The organism is Lutimonas saemankumensis (genome assembly GCF_020171465.1).
Classification (GTDB): Bacteria; Bacteroidota; Bacteroidia; order Flavobacteriales; family Flavobacteriaceae; genus Lutimonas; species Lutimonas saemankumensis.
Genome location: NZ_JAIUZR010000003.1, coordinates 216,157 through 240,505, shown reverse-complemented (window position 1 = coordinate 240,505; position 24,349 = coordinate 216,157). Strand labels below are relative to the sequence as shown.

Genomic DNA, 24,349 nt, shown 5'->3' with positions numbered 1-24,349 from the left:
GAGACAACCAATTTCTACTCTTTTACTGTGTATCGTAAATTTGGTGCATCCAGAATCAAGGTTTTTCCTAAGAATAATTTGTTGCCTGTCATTCCTCCCAAATCACCTCCAATATTCGCCGCTTTCAAAATAAATGCTTGAAGTTTATTTGGCCATTCCATATAAGTCACTGTATTCAAGGGTGTGGTGACAGAGCCAAACTGAAATTCTCCATTGCTTTGAATACTGTGTGTAGGAATTTTGTTTCCCCATGATGAGGTTAAAAATGATTCTTTCTTAGCTCCGGGAGATGCTAAATCCCAAAATGAACTTTCTTCAACAATTAATTCAAACATACTTGAACCAGAGTCATACCATAGACTGGCAGGTTCATTATTGAGAGTTGCTGACAGAAATATTTTTCGGCCATCAAAAGTAAAAGGGAGGTAGTCTTTATCGCTTTCAGGTTTCTGTTTTAAGGAATCTAAAAGAGTGATTTTATTATTTTTAAAATCCAGGATTATTGGATTTTTCTCCATAAAATCGTTACCCACTGTTCCTATGATGTTAACTGCAGTACTATCGGTCCAATTAATTTTATTATTCATGCCAACAAAACCCAAGGAAGTAGCCTGTACATCAACAGTACCCACCTTTATTGAGGCTCCCATGGCTCTCACCTTTCCTTCAATCGTATCTATTTTTATGAGGTTGTCATACTTTTCATTTATAGACAGAATAGGTTTATAATACAACACTGTATTTGTTGCTCCTGTATCAAACTGCATGTAGAATGTGCGATCAATTCCTGGAATATTAACAGGAACTAACATTGCTGCGTTGGGGTTGTATTCATCGTTATAGGTCATACCATCCCACTTAAAATCGAAAGGCTGTCCTAAGTTGGAAACGGTCAGTTCATTTTGTGGAGCTGATAAAAACTTATTTTTAAAGTAGAAAAAACTTACAGTTCCCCCTACAATTACAATTAATAATAGCGCTAATAGTATTCTTTTAAATAATTTCATTTTTTCCTTTTTGCTTAATTATTCATTCGATCACTATAGGTTTCAATTTCAAAAGCATAGGTTTGTCCTTCTTTTGGCCTGATAACACTATTAAAATTAGAAAACCCGTTTGCCGATTTTACCCAGGCATCGGAATCCCAACTTCCTCGAGTAAACTTAAATTCAGTGATATCTTTTACGCTTAGTTTAAGTTCTCTTTCGAAAGCAGATACCTTTTTCATTTTAAGTAACCCAGGATTCCAATTTCCTATGTTTTCCTGATTTCCTGTAATGTATAATTCATCATTTTCATCAGGCACTTTGGCTCTTATGGTAATTGAATAACTTTCTTCACCTAATTCATCATGCTGTTGTGGAAGAACTGTTTTGAAGTATTTTCTCATGGCTGAGTTCACACTTGTGGCAAAGTTCGATAAATGATCTTCATTCGGAAATTGCTCTACTAAAGCCTGAACATTTGAATTTTTGGGAATTGCATTCAATACTTTATAGGCCCTATCATTAGCTGATTTCCAACCTTTCCACTTTTGTTCATCATTTTCTTCAGAATGACTCAAATAGATAAACTTGGAACCCTTTAGTTGGCTAAAATCAAAATTTTCTAAGCCTTTGGCCAAACGTTCTTCTTTGTAAGAAAGGTTTGGGGAAACGGCTACATAATTATCAAAAAGAGTTGGGTCATTCAATAAGGTATGTATTACAAAAGAGCCCCCTAAAGAATGTCCAATAGCCGTTCTATGTCTTCTAATGCGATAGTTATCTTCTACATAAGGGATCACTTCATTTTTAACATAGGCTAAAAAATTGTTTTGATTACCAAAGGAGCCTTTCCCGGTTACATCAAAATCTTCAGGAAGAAAATCGTGATTTCTGGCATATGCTGGGTTTTCAATATAAGTAGAAGCTATACCCACTACAATGGCACCTTTATGATTGTCTCCTTGCAAGATTTCTGAAAGAGCGCTGACGTAATTAGTAAAAGCTGATGCCTGAGCATCAAAAACATAGAATACGTCATAATATTGATTTATTTCACTTTCATAATGCATAGGTATGTAGATACTAATTTCTCGAGTTTGAGATAACTCCTTGGAAAACACCTTGATTTTCTCGACTTCCTGTGAAGACATAGTCATACTCAGGAAGCATATTGCGATTATAAATAGATTTCTCATCGTAAAATTTTATTGGTTCAGTTTTTTTTAGATGCTCAATTGATTCATTTCATCCAAATCAAAAAGCTTGTTTTCGAAGTAGTTGTCGATACAATATTCCTTCGCTTTTTTGCCTTCTTTTTTGGCAATGTTGTGCTCGGCCGATACTGTGGCAATCAAATAATTAAGTTTTAACAAAATGTTTTTATTACCATCATCATACACCTTATTAGTAGAGGCAAAGTCTCGGCTTTTGATTAAGATTTCCATTAATGTTTTGTGGTCTTCTATTTTTTTGAAGCAATCCACTATAAAATCAAAGTTTCCAAAATAGACCATGGGCTCTACGGTTTTATTCAATTCCTCAAGGGCTTTTGTGAATTTTATAGTACCAGTTTTATAAGCTCCAATATGGTAATAAAGGTTCCCTTGGTTCATGGCATCCATACCCCCTTGTTCTTGAGTTACTCCATTTCGAAATAGCTTGTGTTCTTCTATAAAGGCATAAAATGCATCCAGTTGTTTCTTATCTTTAGTTTCGAAGATTTTACCAAAAAGACCTTCTACATCACTAAATGTGTATTCTATATCTAAACCATACAAAGTCTTCATGTCTTTTGCATAATTGTCTCTTAACTCATAGAAGGTTTTGTATTTTTCCATTTGTTTGTAGTCTTTATATACAAAAGATATGGCATCAAACAGTGCAGGTGGTACAACAGAGTTGTGATCCTTTTCATAAAACTTCTTCTGAAATTGAAATTTTGGATTCGGATTGGTATCGTACATTTTTTCATAATCATCGCCAGCTTGTATTCTGTCTGGTGAATCGTATTTAGCGTTGGCAACAAAATAGAAGAAGGTGTCTCCGTTATAATTTTTCATAGCACCTCCCATTTTGGTATCGACATCTTTGTTTTTTCGTTTCCCAAAGAAATTGGTGGATATGGATATAAAACCTCCAAACGGATTGTCTTCCTCTAAGAATAAGTAGTGATTGTATTCAGCGCCATTAGAATGACCGATCATGACATTAAAGCCTGAGGTGCTGTACTGTTTGTTGATGTATGGCACCAACTCTTGAAATAAGAAATTTTTAAACTGTTGTCCAGTCTCCTCATAAAATACATCCAGGTCTTTGTTTCTATTCGATTCTCCATTACTACTTCCATGAACTATTCCTACCAAGATGGTTTCTGGAATAATATTGTATGGTTCACCTGCCATGCTTTCTACATAGTTCTTAGCTACGCCAAAGTTTCTCCATTCACCATCGGTGATGTAAAAAACCGGGTATTTTTTCTTTGGATCGTAATTGTTGGGTAGTGCAATTTTAATCTGTCTACCACCACCCAAAACATATTGAGAAGCTAAAAATTCAACTTGATAATCTAAACCTAAAACTTCACTGTCTATGTCATTTGACCACCCTTTAATGGTGAAAATGTTTTTAGACTCTGTCGATTCAATTTTCTGATTAGGATTGTTATTAAGCGCTTTAATGATGCCTTCAGAATTCCAATCGCCTTTTGTGAATTTAAATTCGGCTGGATAGCTAAGATCTACAGAAATACTTCTTTCGTAGTCTGAGATTTTTTCCATTATTACCTGTTTGGGGTTCCAGTTTCCTAATGCCTCCTGATTTCCCGTTATGTAAACGTCGTCAGTTTTGTTCGGTACAATAACTTTAATTGTTTGTGTTGTCTGACTAAAAACCATTAGTGTTAACAATAGCATGATTTTTAGTGTGATTGATTTTTTGCTCATGTCGATTATTTTTTTGAACAAAAGTATCGGTGATGTCGTGGAAATTAAAGGAAAGTGGTGGTGATTTAGGGGCTAATCCCTGGGGTGATTTTTAAATTTCTCCACAAATTCCGTGCGATTACTCACTTCTAACTTCGCGTATAGATTGCGAATATGAGTTTTTACGGTGTTTAAGGATATGAAGAGTTCTGAAGCAATTTCTTTGTTGGTTTTGTTGTCAATCATTAATTCCGCCACCTTTTCTTCCTGGGTAGTAAGACTAAAATCTATAGGAGTCTGTTGTATAGTTCGGGCTTGTTTTAGTTTGATACTTAAAAATACCAGGCCTCCTAAAAACAGAAGACATAAAAAACCCAAAGCATAACTTAACTTTTTGAAGAAGGCCAGATCTTCTTTGGTTTCAGACCTGTACTGATCATCCAAAAAGCTTCTATATTGCAGCGCATAAGAGGAACTATCATAATAGACATTAAGTTGGCCAAGAAGTTGAACGTAGAATTCCGGGTCATCGTTCAAGTCTTTTTTAATACCGCTTTCAGGCAGGCTTCCTAGTAAAATTAAAGTAGTTAAGGGATGTGTTTCTTTCTCAAGTACAAAAGACTTTAATTCCGACAGAAATTGTTCAGTGGTTTGTTTGATCATTTCCTGATTGCTAAAGTCTGAAAACTCTGCACGCAATTTATCAATATAGGAACCATATGCATTCCATTCTTTATCAATCGGATTGGTATTGCTGTTACTGGAAAACCAGAACTTTTTGTTTCTTTCAAATACGATGGTGTCTTTATTCGAGAAAATAAAATTGTGAAAGTTTTTAAGGTCCTCCATATCGTATTTTTGCACGCCTTCAACATCTTCATCCAAATTGGCATAAATACGATATAAGGCGTGTTTGTCTGAAAGCAAACTTCCTTCAAAAGAAAAGTATCCCAAACTATCTGTTACGGTAGACGTTAGGATTTGATTTGGACCTATAGCATTCAGTTCATTAAACTTTAATAGGCATAGATATACTCGTTTGTTTTTTTCGGGTGTATCCAGATATCCGGAAATAGAATATTGTCCGTAACAGTAATTCCCTATTAAGAATATAATGAAAGGTAAAATACGCATAAGGTAAATGCTCATAAAGAATAATATCTGTTTTTTCAGATGACGGTCAAAAATAATGAAATGATTTGATAAAAAAAACGAGGGAGAGCTGGGATATAATTCAAAATTCGTAATCCTACACTTGAAATTACATCGCTCCCCATTCTTTTAAGGAGTCAGTATTCATTCAAAGCACAAGTCGTCAAATTGTTCCCAAACTGTATCCGTTAGCTACTTGATATCATTTAATAACTCTAAGCCTTTCCCATGAATAAGTGGTGCTGTTTCAGGTCCCAAAGAGTTAACTTCACCGTACAGTTGTTCGTCTCCATATGTCCATGGCTCTTTGTTATCCCATTGACTTTTTGGAATAATATATCCCAAGGCGTCATTGGCTTGTCCAATAACAAATTGATACTTTCTTGGCATTTTACTTTGAAGAGGAGGGATTTCTACTGCAGAAACATGGATATCTTGTCCTTTAGGCGTGTCAATTCCACCAAGTATAATTTCAGGGTAAATTTCACCTGGTATGGTTAAAAATGATGCAGGACCAATACCCCATGCCGCCATTTCCGTCCTTACTTCCCATCGTTTAACCATGCCTCTATCTAAAACTCCCGCAACTAATCCTAATTTAAAAATATCATTATCCATCGGTAAGTTGAACGTTTTCGCCGACAAGGCAATTGAGCCTTCACGTATTGAGTCCGTTGAGTTTTTTAGAGCATTTAATATATTTTCAGAAAGGATCAGCCCTTGCGCTTCAGCCTTTTCAAAACTTGGTTCTTTTATTTTATTTCCGGTTTTCGGATGAGTTACCTCCACATCTGGGTGTGTTGTCATTAGTCCGCCGATAGCACCATTTAGATATACACAAATACCACCCGATTTTTCCTCTACATTCTTTCTTAGATAATGTGGGAAATCAGAACTTAACAATAAGTTCTTACTCCATAAAGTCTCTGGATGGTTCGCCCATGAAACAAGCGTTCCTTTAACGTCTCCCTTCCCGTTTTTTGCCTGGATAATATAAATCCCTGAATCACGAACAAAAGGTTTGCGCGTATCGGTGACAGTTGTTTCTTCCTCACCTTTGGCAAAGTGCAACTGTACAGGTTCTAAATCTTTGATTGCATCTTCAACCGATTTAACAGTTTGATTGATTACAAACTCAAGGTACTCTTTATTTATTCCACTTTTATACTCACTTTCTCCCCAGATTCCCATTAAATCAGGAGCTTCGTGAACATGGGTTGAAGCTATCATACAATAATCAATTCCTAACTCATCTTTAAGTCTTTTTCGCACTTCAATGACCTGATCGTGAAAAAATCCAATAGCATCAAGAGAAACAATGGCTATTCGGCTTGATCCATCATCAAGGATCATGGTTCGTGCCCAGAGTTGATCATGTACTCCATTGGCGGCTCTTCGGTTGTCAAAACCTGCAATCCAAAACGCATCAAACTTTCCATTTTTATTATTGTCGTTAAACGTATCTCCATTTTCAGGCTCGTAGCGTGCATTGTTGTCTACATCATTCCATGTATCCACAATTTCGGGCGTAATGGAGACGGCAGCAAAACCCGATTTTATGGTTCCGACTGGGTTATTCTCAATATGAATATTCACCTCATAGCCTTCATACCGATCTCGTGTTTGATATAGAAAGAAGAGTAATGCAATGATAAGAAGCAGCAATAATGTTATGCCAATGAATTTGATGATTTTCATTTTAGGATTGTTTAGAGTCTATTTTTTATTTTTTGTCTAAGTATTGAATCGCTTTTTCAAGAACTGGGTCCTTGTTTTCCATGTAGTCATCGTAAGATTTGGTAACTTGTATATCGGGTAAAATCCCATATCCCACAAACTCTTTTCCTCCTGGATAAGTATCTTTCTTTGTACAAATTCTGGCAGAACCACCGCCGGGCATATCGAATGAAAGAGGCTGTCCGGTACTCCCAAATGTTGGCTCACCTATCTTAACCATGTGCTTTTGGTTATCCGCCGCTATTAAGAAGTCTTCTGCTGCGGACGCCGTATTGTGACCGATAAGGATAGCTGTAGGGATTACGATCCTTTCTTCTCTATCCAGATCAATGGATTTTGGATTATAAGGAAAGTAATGGAAATAATTGTCTTGGTGAGATAGCACGGCTTGTTTCAGCCATTTTTTATCTTCCTCCGATGCACCTATTGTATCTTTTAGTGAATACCATTTACCCCATGCCTTAAATGCTGGTATATGTAGTCTGCTCGAGTAGGCAGAACCGTGTAGTAGGCTGTCATAAGTTAGATATTGGAGAATATTAGTCCCGATGCTTGTGTTACCACCACCGTTAAACCTTAAATCAACTATCAGCTTTTTAGCTTTCCTCAGTTGGGGTAGCTTGTCCATAAATAAGCTATCAATTTTTGGGTTGCTAAAACTGTTTAGGCTAATGTAAGCAACATCATCTTTGTACCATTTGAAATCCATCAATTCTCTTTCTTCAAATGCCGGATAGACTTCTTTTTCGGTGGTCTCTTCGTGAGTGATGGTTAAGTCTTTTCTCTCCCCATTAGGCAACTTAAGCGTAATATCGAAGCTGGTTCCCTTTGGTGCCCGAAACATTCTTGAAACTGCCCAATCCATTAAAATATGTTCTGTAGATGAGGAGATATAAGGTATCACCTCCTGTTCCAGGTACTCTTGTGTCTTCATTCCATTGACTTTAATCACTTCAGTCCCAATAGGAATTTCATCTTTCTTACTGAGGTTTATTCGCGTGATGATTGCTTTGTTGGCGATGTTGGTAACAAATAATCGGTATTCCCCGAAATAGGAAGTAAATATGGTGCTTTGAATGTTTTCTGGAAAATAGACATTTGTATGCCCATCTTTTAAAGTTGCACAAAACTTTTGTAACAGACGGTAATATTCATAATCACTTTCCGTATTCTGGACTTCCTCCAATAAAAGCTTATAATCTTCGTCCCACTTTGCTCTATCTACTTTGTCGAGATAAACAAAGTTATAATTTACCTCTTGCCAGAACTTTGACAAACCATAAACCTTATCAGTATTCGACAAAGTATTCTGAGTTTGCGCTTTGAGTAAAGAGCTTGATAAAAAGAGTACTGTTACTAATAAATATTTCATCTGTTTTTTTCTAATTAACTACAACGGTCTTGGCTATGAGCCATTTTAATGCCTTATATGCCTTGTTGTGAGCTTTTTAATTCCTTCAATAATTCTAAAAGGCTTACCTCATCAGTATTGATTCTACTTATAAAATCGTGCTCATATTTCTCCAATATCATGGAAATATTGTATCCGATAACGTAATAATACCTGCTATTATAGATGTTAAAGAGATTTTTGTCTTTTGAAACTTCATATCCGGCAAACATATTGACGATGCTCTTTTTATCTTCATCAGTCAAAAAGGAGGCATCTGGTCTGTTTTCAGCTAGATATCGTTTTATCAATGATTCAAAGTAGCGTGCATTGCCTTCAATGGTGATTTCATAATCCTCAGCAGCTCGAATATCAACATCATATTCTCGTTTTATGCGTTCAATCCTAAGATTACGCAGAGAGTCAAATTGCTTCAGATTTTGATTTAAATCGGTACCATCAATCCAAATAGCCTTCAATAAATCATTTTCCTTTTCCACACTTTCTTTGTACCAGTCAAGATCCTTATGGTAAGAACCAAGAAATTTGTCAGGACCACCAGGCATGGAAACTGTTCTTGCTTGGTTAAACATCTTTGGCTTTGACCATTGGTAACCGTGAAAAAGCTCATGACTAACCATGATAGACCAATCTTCCAGATCTTTTAAGTCCCCTTGAAGAAATTTTTTAGTGAGCTCATAACTTTGAAAATACATGATTGGCTGCATGTAATGAAGCTCGGTACTGTCGTTAGACACACTGTTATTAAATTTTAAAGAACTGGTGTCATTAAAGCTATCAGGTAGTTGAATAACGCGCATCTTGTTAAAGCTGTCCACTTCTTGATAATCGAAGTTGTTCAGAATGTGTTCTGTTGGATTTACCACGAAGGTGTTTTCTTTGCTATAATAAACGATAGGTTGATGAAAGTCACTTGTCCCGAAATCCGGCCAATATTTTTGAGCGGTTTCATTTTTAACATTAAGCAAATAACGCAGGTGTCTAAAGTGGCTTTTCTCCATTAAGGAGTTATCTGTTTCTTTATTCTTTGATATTTCTGCACAAGAAAGTACAGTAAATATGAGGGGTATTATTAGAATTTTTTTCATAGGGTATAATTGCTCACAACGGTTTTGTGTATTGCTCCTTGCGGGAAATCAGCTATGATTTCCCGCCATAACCGAAAGATAGTAAATTGCAAGGAATTCGCCTGTGGTGAATTCCACCGCAATGAGCTAAACGCGGTGTTGCCATTAGTTTGTTTTTACCATTATTTTTTCAATTCTGTTTATCATTTCTTCTGCATTTGTGTTTTCAGGATTGAGTTCTAAAGATTTTTGATAGTTCTTTTTTGATAGTTCAAATTGGTTATTTAAATAATAACTTTCACCCATACTATCAAATGCATTTGATGAATTCGGGAATTCTGAGACAAGCAATTTAAAGATGCTAATTGCATTTTCGATTTGATTTTTTTGAATTAAATCATAGCCAAGTTGATTTAATTCATTTTCATCCGAAAAATTATATTCAAAAAAATGACTTTTCTTTAAATCTTTATAAAGCTTTATTCCCTCATGAGTATTTTCATAACACGCTTCTCTAATTGCGAGATAAATTGACTTCTGTGGAATTGAAAAGGAATCTCCTTTTAAAATATTTTCGATTGATTCAGTAATTTCTCGAAGCTTACGGTTTTTATTATTTGTCATTAAAATGATTGACAAATCTTCTCGCACATTGTAATGGATAAAGGATTCATAATTAAAAGATGATCCATGATGTTGATGAAATAGCAAAGTGTCATTTTCAATGACCCCAATTCCTAAAGCAGAAGAACTCTCCTTAGAATGCGAATCAAATAAAGTAACTAACGATTCATCAGATATGAACTGTCCTGAATGTAAGCTTGTTATCCATTTGTACATGTCATTTGCTGTAGGGTATACCCAACCAGAGAATTCGATATCCATTGCTCTATCATTTACAAAAGCATTATTAAATGCGGTTACTAATTCAGGGTTTTGAGTATCCGCGTCAATAATAGTATTTGTCATATCGCCAGGTATAAGTATGTTTTTTTGAATAAAATCATTAAAACTCATTTCAGATACTTGTTCAACAATTCTTCTTTGCAGAAAAACATTGTTGTTACTGTACAAGTAATCTGTACCAGGTTTAAAACTTAGACGTTTAATGTTTTTTAATTCGTTATAGATATCTTCGTCATTTTTTATTTTGTTCCAGTTGATTCTTGGCAGTCCACTAGTGTATTGAAGTAGATGCCTGATACTGATGGTATTTGACCATTCTGGTAATTGTAATTCAAAATTTGAGATTTTATCATCCAGATTAAGTAACCCTTTTTCATTTAAAATCATTATCGCAACAGCATTGAATTCTTTTGCTATAGAACCAATGTTAAAAATTGAGTTTCTACTAAGTTTTTTTGATTTAGAGGCATCTGAATACCCAAATTCATTTTGATATATAATCTTATTGTTCTTTGCAACAAGGATATTCCCGTTGAATAACCCACGATCATATGACACTTTCATCAAAGAGTCTATTTGTTTTATTGGCGTTTCAGACAAATTCGTTGCCTTGGGATTGTCTTTATTTTGACAGCTTGTGAAAAAGATTACTGCTGTTATAAAAAAGAGCGTTTTAATTTTATTCATTTTCGAAATTTTACTAAAAGACGATAAAGTAACTAAACAGTTACATTTTTTTATTAATGGCAACGGTCTAGTATATGAGCCGTTTTAATGGCTTATATATATTGTTGTGGTTAGTTTTTCTTTCTTATAATTTTCACAATTCGGTTAATTGTAATTTCCGATAAGTTCCATTCATAACCATTAAAGTCTGTGGTATTGATGAATTGAACCACTACCGCGTCTATATCTTTGTGGTATTCTGCAAGACTTTGATAGCCAACTACCAGGCCACCATGATTATATTCGTAAGGATAGATTTGCTTTTCTCCTTCTTCAAACACCGAACCATCATTTATGGCTCGCAAGAATATACCCACATCTTCTGCTGAAGCCAACATCCCATATTCACGAGCTTTAAAATCTTCCTCATATCCCACATAATATCCACTCATAACATCATCTAAATCGACTTCAGTAATCGAAAAAAAGGTGTTTTTTAACTCTAGTGGAATCAATATTTTCTCTTTGATATACTGATTGTGGCTATACCCTAAAATAACATCCATAATCCTGCGAAGCAATAAATAATTCGTGTTTGAATATTCATATCCTTCATCAGGTTTAAAACTGGCTGGCTGGTCGAGAGCAAAATCTAAAGCATTTTTACCATTTACCTGTTCGTTTTCCCAATAAGCCGGATTATCTGTAAAATTTGGAATACCAGAACGATGTTGAATCATCATCCTCAAGGTAATTCCTTCAGCATTTTCAATCCTACCTATAAGTTCCGGAAGATAATCAGCGAGTGTTCTGTCAAAAGATAAACACTCTGCTTTGGCCAATTTGGTAGCAGCTACAGCGGTATATAACTTGCTAATACTGGCAATCTTGAACAACGATTTTGGGTCGGCTGGTATTTTCTTTTCTCTATCTTTCCAACCACCTGTATAAAATGCCGGTGGTTTTCCTGCTTCATTCACATAAACAATCATGCCATCAAACCCATGTCCAATGGCTTCATCTACTTGTTCTTGAACTGTATCGGGTAGCGGCAAAATCCAAGCCTTTACCAAAATCCATGGTACAAAAAACATGGAGATCGCGGTTCCACCTAACAAAAGGATTCTAAATATTAAGATCTTTTTTTTCTTAGTCATAAAAATCTGATATGATAATTTTTAATTAGCAACAACGTGTTGGCTATGATTTGTGCGGGAAGAAATTCGGCAGAATTTCAACCAAAACAAATCAACTTATTTGTTATCTCTTTTCTCAATTCTAAAACTAAGGTAAACATAAATTATACACATTGTTAGCTGCTCTTTTATCTGCTTACATCATTCAGCTTTTTAGCTTTCCTCAAATCTAAAGACAACAGAAACAGAATAATGACCAAAGGAGGAAAAATGAAGTTTATAATTGCTCCTGGCGCTGTCCCGTTAGTTTCAATCGGTTTTAGAGTTCCTAATATGAAACGCATTAAATACTCTATAAAGATAAACAGATACATTAATGGGATTAAGGACCTGTATCTCCAACTAACTATTACATAAAATATTCCCATAATCAGTTGTGATAATCCCCAAAGTGAAAAAATAAGTATTACAGCACTGGCTCCTTCATCCGTAAAAGTGTCCAGGGGAATTGTTGCTATCGTTTGAGCGCCTCCGTCAGGTGCAAAAATGTGGATTAAGCTTCTTACTAAAGTCATTATTGTAAAAAGATAGAAAAGGTATAATGCTATTTTTCTACCTTCATAATTGTTATTTATTTCTTTAGGTAAAACTTTCATTATTCGGTTCTTTTATTGCAGCCAACGCTCAGTATAAGAACAGTGGCGACTTGAAGTCATTATTCTTTCAAGTCGCCACCAAATATCGGAATTTCTGATTGCTCTCCAAAAGAACTTCAGATGCTATTGTTCAAATACTTTGTTGTGTGCTTTAAGTATTTTCTGATCAAGGATTTTAGTTGTTTAGATGTCCTTCAAGGCTGTCAATGATTACGTTGTAGAATCCTCCAAAAAGATCTTTCATTTGTTCTTTAACTTCTTCTGAGGATTGAAATTCACAACTCCATTGAATCTCACAACTTGATGAGCCAGTCGGGGTTATTTTTATATCGCTAACATAGCCTGTAACAGGAAATGGACCTTCGGTTATTTTATATTGCATTTCTTTTTCTCCATCGTTTGCAAAATTGAGTACTTCATGGATTGCTGCCCCATCAGGCATAAAACAGGTTCTTTTGGCTCCCGCTCCAGTTCCTTCAGTTACAGAACGTTCTACAGGGGAATAATTTTCAATTCCTCTGAAGGAAGATAAAGTCTCCCATGCACTATCGGCTGAAACGTTGATCGATTTGTTTACAATAACTTCTGTCATAATAATTAGATTTAAATGTTAATACGACAAAACTATTATAGATCAATATGGAATAAAATAATTGCGTTCAGAAATACTATTATACAATAAAAGCTAATTGTTCATCAATATAGCTATGTAATTCTTCTACAGGACGAATTTTATACAAAATACTCATGCTAAATATGATTCCTACCAGAAAATCAGCATATTCATTAATTCGTGCTTTATTTTTGAATTGCCCAATATGATATGCTTTTTCCAAGACAACGAGATAACTATCTCTTAAAACTTTTAGATACTCATCGTAACGTTTAACTATATCCTCGTTTTCATTTCGCAATTCAACAACCGTATTTACCATTAAGCAACTTCTGGGAAAAGTTTTGTCAAGCAGTGCCTCTATTAATTTATAGAAAAAGTCCTTTAATGATTCCAGCCCTTCGGTTGATTCTCGTAACTTTCTCAAAAAGGGATCTGAATAATTTGTTGTATAGTAATCCAAGGAATCCAGAAATAACATGTCTTTTGAGTATTTGTTATATAAGACCGTATGGCTTATGTCAAGTTCTGCAGACAGGTCTTTCACAGAAATCCCTTTAAATCCTTTTAACCAGAATATTTCCTGGGCTTTTTCAACCATCTCACTGTAACTGCTATTTAGTACCCTCGCCATATTTTGATAATATTACGTTAATTCCATTTGAAATATAGTTTTCTCGCTGTTCAGGCGAATGAATAAGACAAAAACTCATAATCGTACAAAACAGACCAACCAAGTGCCTGGCATAGTGATCCGGATTAGATTCATATCCATTACGTATCAATAATGCCATCAATAAACTATTAATTTCTGACAAATAATTGTCGAGATTTTCTTTTATTCTGTTATCACTGTCGGCCAGTTCAGTTCCAACGTGGATAATATAGCACCCCGTCATCGGTTTATTGTCTTCCCAGAAAGACGCATAGAACTTTTTTAAGGTATGAGTCAGATCTTCATTTAATTTTAATAACTCTAATTTCTCTTCACAATATCTTTCCTTGTATAATTTTAATGAAGCATATAGAATACCTTCCTTATTGTTAAATTCATGATATAGTGAAAAACGATTAACCCCTGTAGCTTCAACAATATCATTTATGGAGCAGCCATTGAATCCCTTTCGCCAAAATAAATCAATTGATTTTTCTAGAACTCTATTTGTATTGTATTCTTTATATCTCATTTTTATTTCGCACAACGACCTGTGTATGATTAGTTGCGGGTTGAAGTTTACAAAGTGAATCAGAAATGCGAAAGCATTTTAACGAAGTAAACCGTGTAAGGACTTTCCTTTCTTTCTTTATGTTGTTTGGTTGATATTTTTGATCTATTCAAATGGGCATCAATTAATTATACCCGTTGTTGTACAAAGTTATTTGTATTGCATACTTTTTCAAAATTAATTTTGAATTGAATTAAGGTTTAGTTTATATTCATCTAAACCAGGCTGTGAATACTCCATGGCTAATTCTATTGCTTTCTCATAATTCAAACGAGCGTTTTTTAAATCTCCCATTGCTTTATAAACATTTCCAAAACAATTAAAGACTCTAGCTGACCAAGGATATTCTTTTACTCCTTTTTCTAATAACGTATATGCCGCTTCAGTATTTCCATGTTTCAAATAAAATTCTCCATAGCTTATATATCTAAAATCGCGGATATAATCTTTTGAAAAATAATCTAATTCTTTCATTAAAAACTCAAACTCTTCATAGTTGTCTGTTGCCATTGTAATTCGAAGGATATTTATTTTTGTTCTAAAATGAATGTCAGAACTAATCCCATATTTTAATCCCCGGTTTTTATAAAAGTTAAGTACATTTTGATATCCTCCTGCAGATTTATAGTCATCATAAGAAGCAAAGCTGATTGGCATATATGGTTTATAATAGTTTTTAATTCCATTATAAATAATATGATAAGGAGTTGACCAATGATCTTCATTAGGAAGTGTATTTGTAACCCATTTTAAATTATGATGCGTTTTCTTTTTTAAAGAATTAGTAAAAGAGTTATAATTTTTTATCGACCATGTTTCTGAAGGACTGAGACCACCATATAAGTACTTGTCATGCTTAAATGATTTTGAGGTAAATTGATTTGAATATTCATTACCCCATTTGAGTGCACTTGCTACAAAGTAGGCAGAAAACATCTCAGGATTTTTATATAAAGTATTAAGAACAAAATCCCCGGCATCTTCCCAACCAAAAATCATTCTATCATTATTAACCCTGTAGTTTTTATTTATATAGGGGAATAATTCTTGCTTAATAAATTTTCTAAACTCTATTTCGTGTTTGGGAGATTTAAAATAAATTCTTCTTTCGCTCCAGTCTTTACTCTTTATACCCACAACAATAAATTCTGGTGCTTTATCACGCCAATTAAATGCTTGTTGGAAACCTACACCATAATAAAAATAAGTTTGACCATCTAGGACATAAAGGGTTGGATACCTTTTTTTAGAATGCTTATAATTATTTGGAAGGAAAATTTGTATTTCTTTTTTATGGTTTAAAATCTCAGAGTCAATGTTTTTATTTTCAATGGTTTGTGAAAAAGTCAATGATGTGCTCAATATAAGTAATAGTAATATTTTCATCTCTACATATGATTTATAGAAAACGAAAGTATAAAATAGCTTGATGTTGAAATTGAAGTACTTAAAGTTTAACATTAAATTATATCTATTCAATAGATGATGATTTAAGCTGGAATTGTGTTACAACGTTTTGGGTAAGGTAACCGTTTCAATTTTGAATTGGAATTAAAAAACTCGAATACGCACTTTTACGGCTAATATTTTTACACATCGTTACTACACGTTATTATCTTTTAATTCATTGCAACAATTGGCTCAAGAAAATTTATCATAACAAAAACAAACTACTTGCTTCCGATCCAGGTTGCTTTATGCCATAGCTTTTCTAAAGGGCCCTGTTTGAAGCGTTTGTACCATATGTTGCTGATATACAATTGAACAATTACCATGAGAATTCCAATGATCAAACTGGCAGTATAGCCCAGGTATGGAGCCAAATTCAATCCTATTGGAAAAAATATGATCGCGCCTAAAATGGATTGTGTAATGTAGTTTGTAAGGCTCATCTTTCCATAAATTCTGAATTTGTCCATCCTCCTACTCAATGAACTATTGTAGTACGTAATTACAAACGAGGATACAATGATCAGTGTGAAAGCCAATTTTTGCCACATGTCCAGGGCGGTCCCTATGCTTCCTTTAATTACGCTGCTTGTTGCTTGATCATACCATTCTACCCTTAGCGGATACAATGCACCAAACAACAGCGATGCAATAATCAAAAGCTTAATCCAAAATCTTGTGTTCTCTTTTGAATGGATAAATAAGTTCTTTCTGCTGAAGAGAAATCCGAGCAAAAAGAGTCCAATGGTCTGAACAAAACGGCCTCCATTCACAGCCCATAACAAACTGGCCTTTTGTCCGGTGGTTATATTCACCCAAAAGAAGGTGGCCAGTTTACCGCTTTTCACACCCTCTATTGTTTTACCATATAAGCCTCCGACATTAAGATCCGGCCACGTATAGGAGTCATTGATCTGGCTACTGATAAAATGAAACAATTCAATGGGCTGAATTAAGCAAATGATAGCAATGATAAGTATCGCTTTGTTGCTCATTTTGGAAACTAAAACCAAAGATAGTCCGGTAAATACAAAGAGTAACAGCACATCACCCCCGGGAAAGAATGCAGCGTTTATTGAGGCAAATACACTCAGAAGCATAAGCCTCCAGATAAAACGCCACCTGAAATCAACTCCCTTATTTTGCTGATTAGTGAATTGAACGAAAAAGGTAAAACCAAACAATAGCGCAAATATGGAGTATCCCTTACCGCCAATAAGCGAAAAAACAACGTTAAACACCACAGAATCGAGAGCAGTTAACCATTCCGGTTGCAGCATCTTATCAGGATAAACAGGATAAATAAAATGCTCTACACTGTGTATTATGGCTATTACCATTACCGCAAATCCACGCAGCGCATCAACAATATCGATCCTCGATATTTTAGTAAAAGTTGTTTCGTTCATTTTTTCATGTGTGGTAACGGCCCAGGCTATGAAGCGTAGAGGCCTTTAGGTTCTTTATTGATTAACGAGATTCTAAAGTCAGTAGAGTTTAGAAATAGAGTACAGCCCCTATGATTTACAGCCAATGTTACCTGCTGGCTTTCCATTTTTGATTTAACATGTTATTCAATAAATCAAAGTAATTCCATCCGATTTTTCTGGCAGAAAGTAAAGTCAGACTATCTTGGTTATTTCTATGAGCTCTTGATGGTCCAGTCATATTCGGTTTCATATTTAAGTCGAATAGGAAATATTTACCTTTTTCGTTTGCCCTACAATCTATTCTAATTGGTGCTTTTATTCCAATTAACTCTGCTGATTTGACACAATGTTCATACACTTCTTGAATTTCTGTTGTCTGAAACTCATTATCGCTCAAAACCTCACTATTTTCAATAACAGCTACTATTCCGTTGTAAGGTGCGATTCCGTCATTATGATTAAATCGTTTGACTGCAGGTAAGCACCAAGGTCTATTAAAAAATTCCTCGTTGTTATTTATCACATAATTTCCTTGAGGCATTACTGTAATTGTAATTTCCTGTCCGTTTAAATATTGTTCAACATAAACTGCGTTTCCGTAACTTTTTTCTGAAAAAATCTTGGTCAAATTTTCTATGAGTTCATCGCGATTATCAATTTTGGTAACACCTTGACTTCCCCTTCCTCTAATGGGTTTAAGAACCAACGGAAACGCTAATTCTAATGATAAATCATTGTAGTTCTCAATAGTGATAAGCTCGTTTTTAGGAATGTGAATATTATTAGATTTCAATAAACTATTGGTAAACATTTTATCATCATAAACATCAACCATTTCAGGTTTTTGTCCAACTATTTCCAATTCTTTATCAAGATAGCTTTCTATGGTATGGTGTTGATATAGAACTGTATTTAGCCAAAAGATTTTTGCTCCTTTTTGTAATGCTGTCTCAATCCCCTTTTTCGTGTCAGGAAAAACCCAATCCTTGTCATTATTTTGATTTGGATTTTCAATAGGCGTAATTACATCAATATTGTTTTCTAATAACTCAAAAGCAATATCAGCTCCGCTGTCAGAATAACCTCCAGGTTTCATAGGTTTTTGAATTCCATCTTTTACGGGTGGAAGTTGAGCTTGGTACAATATTGCTATTTTGTTCATTACGTTTTGTTCAGCTTGCAGGCAACGACAAGTATAAAGGGCGTTTTAATGCCCTTTATACAATGTTGTAAGCAGTTTTAGTCCTTCAGCGTTATAACAACACGATCGAGTTCACCTGTGAATTTGAACGGATTACCTTCATACCTTGGGTCCACTTGAGTACCCGTGTCCATACCTAAATCAAATGTCTCGGCAAGTGAATAAGTCGATATATGAGTGGTTTCGAAATAAACTTCGTCTTGTTTTTCACCATTCACGAACAAAGCTCCAGTTCCAGGCCAAGGAATTATTTTGCCACCTTCAAGTTTTGAACGATCAAGGATAAACTCAAATTTCAATGTGACCTTGCCTTTTGGTAGCGTCTTAGATTCGAGTTGATGATGAACGCCATCCAAAAAATTATAGTTGTATCTCAACTTTCCATCTTTAATGTACATAGTATAACCGCCTGTCATACCACCGCAGGCCACAATTACACCTTCTTCGGAACCATCTAATTCTAATGTTGTCTCAATCGTGTGAGACCTTCCTTTAACAGGAGCAGAAGCTTTTTCAGCAATTCTTGTTGCCCCGGGCGCATAGTAAGTGAACTCTTTTTTGTCGCCAAAAAGAACATAATTGACGGCATTTAGTCTTGCGAGCATATCATCATACATTGGATATACATTATTATCCCAAGCTTCTTCCTCAAATAGCTTCTTCAATTCTTCCAGTTTTTCCGGATATTCAGCTGCCAAGTCATTACTTTCTGAGAAGTCTTCTTCAACATTATAGAGTTCCCAAACATCTTCTTCAAATGGTGCTCTACGGTTGATATCCCATGGCATTCTGTTGGCATGTAAAGTCACAGCTTTCCAACCATCTGCCCAGATGGCTCGGTTTCCAAACATTTCGTAATACTGGACTTTCTTAGCATTTGATGCATTTGGATTATCAAAGGCATAGTTCATAGGTATGCCTGTAAAATCTTGTTGTGGAATCCCATGGTATTCCTCTGGGAGTTCAGCACCAACTGCTTCCATGATCGTAGGTGCTATATCTGTGATATGGTGATATTGATTTCTAATTTCACCTTTTGCTTTGATTCCTGCAGGCCAGTGAACAACTAATGCATCTTGCTGACCACCTCTATGCTCAGATTGTTTAAAGTATGGAAAAGGTGTGTTGCCTGCCATGGCCCAACCCGCATGATAGTGCGGATACGAATCCCATTGGCCCCAATTATCATAATGTCTCATGTTGGCTTCAAAAGGTGTTTGAAGTCCGTTCAAAACATAAGTTTCGTTAAATGTACCTTGAAGTCCTCCTTCTCCAGACGCACCGTTATCAGCTGTAACAAAAATGAGTGTATTATCTAGCTCACCAATTCTTTTCAGTGTTTCTACAACTCTTCCTATTTGGAAGTCAACATGTTCCATTTGTCCAGCAAAAACTTCCATTTGTTTGGCATAGAGCTTTCGCTCCTCATCGGTTAACGAGTCCCAAGCTGGAATTTCTTCAATTCGCTTGGATAAGTTGGTATTCTCAGGGGCAATTCCCAATTCGATCTGTTTCGCCAAGATTTGCTCTCTGGCTTTGTCCCAACCCATGTCAAATTTCCCTTTGTACTTGGCGATGTACTCGTCTGGTGCATGATGTGGAGAGTGCATTGAACCTGAGGCCCAAAGCATCATAAATGGTAGATCCTTGTCCAAAGACTTGTGGCCTGTAATCCATTCAATAGCTCGATCAGCTAAGTCCTTGTCAAGGTGTTCTGATTTTCTATAGGGTTCTGGGTGGTGATCGTCCCACATTACTGGAATAAATTGGTGGACATCAGCCGCCATGAAATTATATCCATGATCAAACCCTTCATCGCTTGGCCATCTGTCAAAAGGCCCAACCTGCGATACTTCATACAATGGCGTATGGTCCCATTTCCCTAAGGCATAGTTAACATAACCTTCTTCTTGTAGATAATTGGCTACCGATTTAGCCGATGGAGGCACGATGGCATTATAACCAGGGAACCCCATAGCCGTTAAGGCGTGAGATCCTAAACCAATCTTATGAGGATTGCGACCTGCCATCAAACTAGCCCTAGAGGGAGAACAAAGGGCCGTTGTATGAAAATTGTTAAAACGAAGGCCGTTTTCTGCCAAAGCATCGATATTTGGTGTTTCGATAAGTCCACCAAATGATTCGACCTGAGCAAAACCAACATCATCTAACAGAAATATAATCACGTTCGGTGCGTCTGAAGGTGGTCGCTTTTTTTCGGGCCACCACTCTTTTGAATCTTCGTAGCTCTCTGCTATTTTTCCTTTGAATTCCTGCCCGTACTGAGCAAAATTGCTGTCTTGATCGTCTTGCTTGAAACTAGTATTACAACTCCATAAAAGTGATACTCCGAGCAAGATCATAATAAAGTACTTGTACATATTTATAAATTTTGGATTATACATTGCTTACAACGTGTTGGGTATGAGCAGTGCTCACACGAGTTGGATTGTTTTTTTGATTGGCCTGCCTTTTGGCAGGTTTGTTACTACTTTATTTTTCACTTTTCCTATCGAAGGATGAACGGAGCATTGGTCATACCCGTTGTTGGGTACTGGCTTGCCATTTTAGACTACCTGATTTCAGGATTGTAAATTGACTTTTACGCTTTCTTCGACCATGATCGACCTGCCAGGTGAATATTCACTTCTATCGGTTTCTGCAAAACTGTTTTTAAGTCTAGCCATTTTTTTTCGCACTGCTGTTTTTCAGCTTGTACCCAACGGTGTGTGTATGATTAGTTGCGGGTTAAGTTTACAAAGTGAATCAAAAATGCGATAGCATTTTAACGAAGTAAACTGTGTAAGGATTTTCCTTACTTTCTTTATGTTGATTTATTGATAATTGTGATCTTTTCAAAATGGCAGCAATTAATTATACACTTTGTTGTGTGTAGGTTTTTTTATTGTTTATAAATACTGTTACTTTTTTCGCTTTTTCAAAGTCCACATCAGTAAGCCATATTTTTAAATTCTGATTTACCATTTCAAGATTTAAGTTGGCTTTTTTCTTAAATTTTCCACCAACTGCACTACCAGCAAATAAATCCACAATTATGCTTAGAGTCGAAATTAACCAATTCGTCCGTTCTGCATTGAGTTTCGCATTTTTCAGTTCTCTGAATGAGTAGATTCCACTGTTTTTTGGTTCAGAAGCATCAACGATTTCAAATTCGTTTTCATTCAGAATTATTTTCAGTTCAGGTTTATTCCTTAATTCAACGGTTTCGGTCATTTTTGCGTTCGGATTTTAACTTACACACAACGGTGTGTGTATGATTAGTTGCGGGTTGAGTTTACAAAGTGAATCAGAAATGCGATAGCATTTTAACGAAGTAAACTGTGTAAGGATTTTCCTTACTTTCTTTATGTTGATATGTTGATGATTTTGATCTTTCCAAGATTGAAGCAATTAATTATACACGTTGTTGGGGGCAGTTTAATCTTGCCGTATCTCATTGGTTCCCCAGAGTTACAGCCACAATTATTATTGAGAGCGCTAGTAAAGCAATTAAGGCAACACTGAAAACCTTTGTTAGTTTGCCATAATCCCTGAAGTCTAGCATCGTATTTGATTCGTTACTTGACACGATGTGATTAGCTGCTATTAATCTATCTATTTCTACCTTATCAGAACTGAGTAAAAAATACCTGATACCTTCTGCAATGTTAGGTTGTTCGTTTGTATTCGAATAATAGTCTATCCCATTTTCTTGCATCACAGATTCGAACAAGATTTTATCCTTTAACGGAATATATAACTTGAAACTATCATCTAACCTTATATTTTTATTCAAATTCCCCAATGTTGTTCTAATTGCCCCCAACGGTTTGGGTATGAGCAGTAGCTCTTACACGAGCGTTGATTTAAAGGTTTGGTTTGCTTTCTTATTCAATTTTCCTTGTGATGACAATCTGAGGTATTGCTTATACCCGTTGTTGTAAACTGTTTTTAGGAGAAATAATACCCCACATAGACGAATACATTGCCGTTTTCCTTTCTTACCGAAATAGAGAATTCATCATATGAGTCATGTGGAATCACGACGTATATTGAATCATTCTCGGACATTAAAGTATATTGTTTTTTTGAGATTTGATTCTCTAGATGTTCAACGTCTGATTCATCGAGAATATTTTGGGCTATCCACATTGCCTTTTCAAACCAATAATTTATATCTGTGAGTTCAACCGAGGTGTCCGAAGATTCTAATTCTCCAGACATTCCGAAATGAACGCAGCCACCTCTGCGAGCCTTTAAGACCTCACCATTATCAAGGATGATTGTAGCCTCTTTTTTATCATTGTCCCAAACATAATTTGAGAATACACCTTTGGTTTTTATGAACTCATCCGTTTGAGTGGATTGGTCAAAGACACATTCTTCATCCTGCTGAGCGAAAAGAGGAATTGTAGTAAGAAATATGATCGTAATGAAGATCTTCATTTAATAGTTTACAACGGTGAGTATATGAGCCGTTTTTAATGGCTTATATACAGTGTTGTGTGTCGTATCTTATAATAAGGTTTCGTATTTATCTTTATTCTGAATTATTCTTTTAATCTGGTTAGAACACGTTCCCAAACTTCCGCTTCGTCCCAGCTTTCATGGTCCCCTTTTAATTTGAATACTTCCTCAATAATATCAGGTGTTTGAAAGTACAGTTCCACTATTGCTAAAATAGTTGTATGCCCTTCGTCATATCTTTCAAAAACTACCTTTTGTTCCGAAATAAATTTTCCTGAATATCTACGTATCATTCCATTTGGACTTAAAAAGTCTAATAGCACAGTTTGATAATCAGAACTAAATCCAATGATTCCTTTGTCCGTTGCATATGTTTTTCCTTTTGACTGATAGAATATAAATTGTTCATATCCCTTCTCAAATGGCAATACTTTCCATATTTCTGTAGAGTCATTGCCCATTTCTATTCTCCAGCTTCCAATTAATTTTTTCGTCAATTCTACCTGGTCGATGTCTCGTTGAGAAGATTGGGCTTGAAGTTTCGTGAAGAAAAGAAGGGTGATCAGCACAGTGAGTAGTAATGAAATAATTTTTTTCATAAATATTAGGTTTTGTAATGACACACAACGGTGTGTGTATGAGCAGTAGCTCCTCCACGAGCGTTGATTTATAGTTATAGTTTTATTCTTTCTTTAATTTTCCTTGTGATGATGATCTGAGCTATTGCTTATACACGTTGTTACCCAACGTTTTTAACATCCGCAATAAAGTTCAACTATTGTTTTATTATTCTTTTCTTTTATTTCAAAATAGCAACCAGGATTAACTTCTTTCGGTTCAAATTTTGAGTTGTCTTCTTTCCATACATTTTGGTCAATGTCCATTTTGTCAACCTCATAAATTTTCTCTATCCATTTCATTAATTCAGCCCGATTTATTTTCGGCAATTCCAAATCCACGGAAATTCCGCCAGCCTCTTTACATTCAAAAACAGAATATTTTATTCCGTTTTCAAACTCCTGTGTAAATGCACATACTTTAGACTTATCCCATTCGTAGTATTCCAATTCAGATTTTTCAGAAGTCATTTTATAATTATTAATCAAATAATTGAATATAACTTCTGTATTCTCTCCACTTGATATTTGTTCTTGTAATTTTATAACATTTGGTTCAATTGGAATAAAGTCTTGTCCAAAAGTCAAACTGGAAAGAATGAAAAATATGAATGTAAAAATGAGGTTTTTCATAATGTTGGGTAACGGTTTGGGTATGAGCAGTAGCTCAAGAACGTTGGTTTGTTTTTATTATTTGGTTTGTTGTTT

21 protein-coding genes are annotated in these 24,349 nt (G+C 35.3%); all 21 read right to left on the bottom strand.

The window, feature by feature from the left end; translation table 11 throughout:
- Nucleotides 1-14: 14 nt before the first annotated feature.
- The 21 genes from LCM02_RS02415 to LCM02_RS02315 all read right to left on the bottom strand — a co-directional run bounded on the left by LCM02_RS02415 (nt 15) and on the right by LCM02_RS02315 (nt 24,274).
- On the bottom strand, nt 15-1,007 hold the full coding sequence (locus tag LCM02_RS02415) for a pepsin/retropepsin-like aspartic protease family protein (RefSeq protein ID WP_224926725.1): 993 nt from the start codon (nt 1,005-1,007) through the stop codon (nt 15-17).
- 14 nt (nt 1,008-1,021) lie between these two features.
- Nucleotides 1,022-2,182, bottom strand: coding sequence for an alpha/beta hydrolase-fold protein (locus LCM02_RS02410; protein WP_224926724.1), 1,161 nt, complete (start codon nt 2,180-2,182; stop codon nt 1,022-1,024).
- Nucleotides 2,183-2,209: 27 nt separating this feature from the next.
- Nucleotides 2,210-3,928 (bottom strand): alpha/beta hydrolase-fold protein, encoded by a 1,719-nt coding sequence (locus tag LCM02_RS02405; RefSeq protein WP_224926723.1) that lies wholly within the window; start codon nt 3,926-3,928, stop codon nt 2,210-2,212.
- Nucleotides 3,929-4,000: 72 nt separating this feature from the next.
- On the bottom strand, nt 4,001-5,056 hold the full coding sequence (locus LCM02_RS15950) for a helix-turn-helix domain-containing protein (protein WP_317197443.1): 1,056 nt from the start codon (nt 5,054-5,056) through the stop codon (nt 4,001-4,003).
- A 195-nt stretch (nt 5,057-5,251) separates the two neighbouring features.
- Nucleotides 5,252-6,724 (bottom strand): neutral/alkaline non-lysosomal ceramidase N-terminal domain-containing protein, encoded by a 1,473-nt coding sequence (locus LCM02_RS02395; protein WP_224926722.1) that lies wholly within the window; start codon nt 6,722-6,724, stop codon nt 5,252-5,254.
- Nucleotides 6,725-6,782: 58 nt separating this feature from the next.
- Entirely contained in the window at nt 6,783-8,099 is a 1,317-nt protein-coding gene (locus LCM02_RS02390) for a S41 family peptidase (RefSeq protein WP_224926721.1), read from the bottom strand.
- Between the two features lie 122 nt (nt 8,100-8,221).
- The gene (locus LCM02_RS02385; protein WP_224926720.1) at nt 8,222-9,295 is read right to left on the bottom strand and encodes a hypothetical protein; all 1,074 of its coding nucleotides are present in this window, start codon (nt 9,293-9,295) and stop codon (nt 8,222-8,224) included.
- 144 nt (nt 9,296-9,439) lie between these two features.
- Entirely contained in the window at nt 9,440-10,867 is a 1,428-nt protein-coding gene (locus LCM02_RS02380; protein WP_224926719.1) for a serine hydrolase, read from the bottom strand.
- Nucleotides 10,868-10,977: 110 nt separating this feature from the next.
- Entirely contained in the window at nt 10,978-12,003 is a 1,026-nt protein-coding gene (locus LCM02_RS02375; RefSeq protein WP_224926718.1) for a serine hydrolase domain-containing protein, read from the bottom strand.
- 167 nt (nt 12,004-12,170) lie between these two features.
- Nucleotides 12,171-12,638 (bottom strand): hypothetical protein, encoded by a 468-nt coding sequence (locus tag LCM02_RS02370; RefSeq protein WP_224926717.1) that lies wholly within the window; start codon nt 12,636-12,638, stop codon nt 12,171-12,173.
- A gap of 175 nt (nt 12,639-12,813) precedes the next feature.
- Nucleotides 12,814-13,230 (bottom strand): SRPBCC family protein, encoded by a 417-nt coding sequence (locus LCM02_RS02365; RefSeq protein ID WP_224926716.1) that lies wholly within the window; start codon nt 13,228-13,230, stop codon nt 12,814-12,816.
- Between the two features lie 79 nt (nt 13,231-13,309).
- Entirely contained in the window at nt 13,310-13,885 is a 576-nt protein-coding gene (locus LCM02_RS02360) for a TetR/AcrR family transcriptional regulator (protein ID WP_224926715.1), read from the bottom strand.
- Nucleotides 13,866-14,438, bottom strand: a complete 573-nt coding sequence (locus LCM02_RS02355) for a TetR/AcrR family transcriptional regulator (protein ID WP_224926714.1) — start codon at nt 14,436-14,438, stop codon at nt 13,866-13,868. Before LCM02_RS02355 ends, LCM02_RS02360 begins: the two co-directional genes overlap by 20 nt.
- Before the next feature lie 216 nt (nt 14,439-14,654).
- Nucleotides 14,655-15,863: an alpha/beta hydrolase-fold protein gene (locus LCM02_RS02350; RefSeq protein ID WP_224926713.1), complete on the bottom strand. Its 1,209-nt coding sequence runs from the start codon at nt 15,861-15,863 to the stop codon at nt 14,655-14,657.
- A gap of 284 nt (nt 15,864-16,147) precedes the next feature.
- On the bottom strand, nt 16,148-17,335 hold the full coding sequence (locus LCM02_RS02345; protein ID WP_224926712.1) for a DUF418 domain-containing protein: 1,188 nt from the start codon (nt 17,333-17,335) through the stop codon (nt 16,148-16,150).
- Between the two features lie 127 nt (nt 17,336-17,462).
- Entirely contained in the window at nt 17,463-18,518 is a 1,056-nt protein-coding gene (locus LCM02_RS02340; RefSeq protein WP_224926711.1) for an ATP-grasp domain-containing protein, read from the bottom strand.
- Between the two features lie 77 nt (nt 18,519-18,595).
- Nucleotides 18,596-20,938 carry an arylsulfatase gene (locus LCM02_RS02335; protein ID WP_224926710.1) on the bottom strand — a complete coding sequence of 781 codons (2,343 nt, stop codon included), beginning with the start codon at nt 20,936-20,938 and terminating at the stop codon, nt 18,596-18,598.
- 493 nt (nt 20,939-21,431) lie between these two features.
- Complete coding sequence (locus LCM02_RS02330; RefSeq protein ID WP_224926709.1) at nt 21,432-21,791, bottom strand: hypothetical protein; 360 nt, start codon at nt 21,789-21,791, stop codon at nt 21,432-21,434.
- A gap of 717 nt (nt 21,792-22,508) precedes the next feature.
- A complete protein-coding gene (locus LCM02_RS02325) occupies nt 22,509-23,003 on the bottom strand; it encodes a hypothetical protein (RefSeq protein ID WP_224926708.1) in 495 nt (164 codons plus the stop codon).
- 104 nt (nt 23,004-23,107) lie between these two features.
- Nucleotides 23,108-23,623, bottom strand: a complete 516-nt coding sequence (locus LCM02_RS02320; protein WP_224926707.1) for a hypothetical protein — start codon at nt 23,621-23,623, stop codon at nt 23,108-23,110.
- Between the two features lie 153 nt (nt 23,624-23,776).
- Entirely contained in the window at nt 23,777-24,274 is a 498-nt protein-coding gene (locus LCM02_RS02315) for a hypothetical protein (RefSeq protein ID WP_224926706.1), read from the bottom strand.
- Between the last annotated feature and the right edge of the window lie 75 nt (nt 24,275-24,349).

Bases quoted from the DNA above. Each gene is read 5' to 3' on its own strand.
- LCM02_RS02315 (WP_224926706.1), bottom strand. From the start codon at position 24,274: ATGAAAAACCTCATTTTTACATTCATATTTTTCATTCTTTCCAGTTTG.
- LCM02_RS02325 (WP_224926708.1), bottom strand. From the start codon at position 23,003: ATGAAGATCTTCATTACGATCATATTTCTTACTACAATTCCTCTTTTC.
- LCM02_RS02370 (WP_224926717.1), bottom strand. From the start codon at position 12,638: ATGAAAGTTTTACCTAAAGAAATAAATAACAATTATGAAGGTAGAAAA.
- LCM02_RS02340 (WP_224926711.1), bottom strand. From the start codon at position 18,518: ATGAACAAAATAGCAATATTGTACCAAGCTCAACTTCCACCCGTAAAA.
- LCM02_RS02320 (WP_224926707.1), bottom strand. From the start codon at position 23,623: ATGAAAAAAATTATTTCATTACTACTCACTGTGCTGATCACCCTTCTT.
- LCM02_RS02380 (WP_224926719.1), bottom strand. From the start codon at position 10,867: ATGAATAAAATTAAAACGCTCTTTTTTATAACAGCAGTAATCTTTTTC.
- LCM02_RS02405 (WP_224926723.1), bottom strand. From the start codon at position 3,928: ATGAGCAAAAAATCAATCACACTAAAAATCATGCTATTGTTAACACTA.
- LCM02_RS02335 (WP_224926710.1), bottom strand. From the start codon at position 20,938: ATGTACAAGTACTTTATTATGATCTTGCTCGGAGTATCACTTTTATGG.
- LCM02_RS02360 (WP_224926715.1), bottom strand. From the start codon at position 13,885: ATGGCGAGGGTACTAAATAGCAGTTACAGTGAGATGGTTGAAAAAGCC.
- LCM02_RS02385 (WP_224926720.1), bottom strand. From the start codon at position 9,295: ATGAAAAAAATTCTAATAATACCCCTCATATTTACTGTACTTTCTTGT.
- LCM02_RS02350 (WP_224926713.1), bottom strand. From the start codon at position 15,863: ATGAAAATATTACTATTACTTATATTGAGCACATCATTGACTTTTTCA.
- LCM02_RS02375 (WP_224926718.1), bottom strand. From the start codon at position 12,003: ATGACTAAGAAAAAAAAGATCTTAATATTTAGAATCCTTTTGTTAGGT.
- LCM02_RS02345 (WP_224926712.1), bottom strand. From the start codon at position 17,335: ATGAACGAAACAACTTTTACTAAAATATCGAGGATCGATATTGTTGAT.
- LCM02_RS02365 (WP_224926716.1), bottom strand. From the start codon at position 13,230: ATGACAGAAGTTATTGTAAACAAATCGATCAACGTTTCAGCCGATAGT.
- LCM02_RS02410 (WP_224926724.1), bottom strand. From the start codon at position 2,182: ATGAGAAATCTATTTATAATCGCAATATGCTTCCTGAGTATGACTATG.
- LCM02_RS02330 (WP_224926709.1), bottom strand. From the start codon at position 21,791: ATGACCGAAACCGTTGAATTAAGGAATAAACCTGAACTGAAAATAATT.
- LCM02_RS02355 (WP_224926714.1), bottom strand. From the start codon at position 14,438: ATGAGATATAAAGAATACAATACAAATAGAGTTCTAGAAAAATCAATT.
- LCM02_RS02415 (WP_224926725.1), bottom strand. From the start codon at position 1,007: ATGAAATTATTTAAAAGAATACTATTAGCGCTATTATTAATTGTAATT.
- LCM02_RS15950 (WP_317197443.1), bottom strand. From the start codon at position 5,056: ATGAGCATTTACCTTATGCGTATTTTACCTTTCATTATATTCTTAATA.